Genomic DNA, 1,196 nt, shown 5'->3' with positions numbered 1-1,196 from the left:
ATCATGGCAAAAGGTAAGTTTGAACGGACCAAACCGCACGTCAACGTCGGCACGATTGGTCACGTTGATCACGGTAAAACGACATTGACAGCAGCGATTACGACTGTATTGACGAAGAAGTTCGGCGGCGAAGCCAAAGGTTACGCTGACATTGATGCGGCACCAGAAGAAAAAGCACGTGGTATTACCATTAACACTGCGCACGTTGAGTACGAAACAGCAGGTCGTCACTACGCCCACGTTGACTGCCCAGGCCATGCTGACTATGTTAAAAATATGATTACTGGCGCGGCACAAATGGACGGCGCGATTCTCGTGTGTTCAGCTGCTGACGGTCCAATGCCACAAACTCGTGAGCACATTTTGTTGGCGCGTCAAGTTGGCGTTCCTTACATCCTCGTATTCTTGAACAAATGCGACATGGTTGATGACGCTGAGTTGTTGGAATTGGTTGAAATGGAAGTTCGTGAATTATTGTCTAAATACGACTTCCCAGGCGACGACGTGCCTATCATCAAAGGTTCTGCTAAGTTGGCTCTCGAAGGCGACCAATCAGAAATCGGCGAACCAGCGATCTTCGCTTTGGGCGACGCTTTGGATTCATACATCCCAACCCCAGAACGTGCCGTTGATGGTACATTCTTGATGCCAATCGAAGACGTATTCTCAATCTCTGGTCGCGGTACGGTTGTAACAGGTCGTATCGAACGAGGTGTGGTTAAAGTCGGTGAAGAGTTGGAAATCGTTGGTATCAAAGACACCGCGAAAACCACTTGTACAGGTGTTGAAATGTTCCGTAAATTGCTTGACCAAGGTCAAGCAGGCGACAACGTTGGTGTATTGCTCCGCGGCACTAAGCGTGAAGACGTAGAACGTGGTCAAGTATTGTGCAAACCTGGTTCAATCAAGCCACACACTGATTTCGATGCAGAAATCTACGTGTTGGGTAAAGACGAAGGTGGCCGTCATACGCCATTCTTCAACAACTACCGTCCACAGTTCTACTTCCGTACAACTGACGTGACTGGTGCTGTATCTTTGCCAGCGGACAAAGAAATGGTCATGCCAGGTGACAACGTATCAATCAGCGTTAAACTCATCGCACCTATCGCGATGGAAGAAGGTTTGCGCTTTGCGATTCGTGAAGGCGGTCGTACCGTCGGCGCGGGTGTTGTGGCTAAAATTAACGCGTAATT

General features: G+C 48.9%; 1 protein-coding gene. It reads left to right on the top strand.

Features of this window, described 5'->3' with window-relative positions; translation table 11 throughout:
- Positions 1-3: 3 nt before the first annotated feature.
- Positions 4-1,194 (top strand): elongation factor Tu, encoded by a 1,191-nt coding sequence (gene tuf, locus IE082_RS11075; protein WP_189493967.1) that lies wholly within the window; start codon positions 4-6, stop codon positions 1,192-1,194.
- Positions 1,195-1,196 lie beyond the last annotated feature (2 nt).

Source organism: Formosimonas limnophila (assembly GCF_014652675.1).
In the GTDB taxonomy this organism is placed as follows: domain Bacteria; phylum Pseudomonadota; class Gammaproteobacteria; order Burkholderiales; family Burkholderiaceae; genus Hydromonas; species Hydromonas limnophila.
This window is presented reverse-complemented; position numbering and strand designations above follow the sequence as displayed.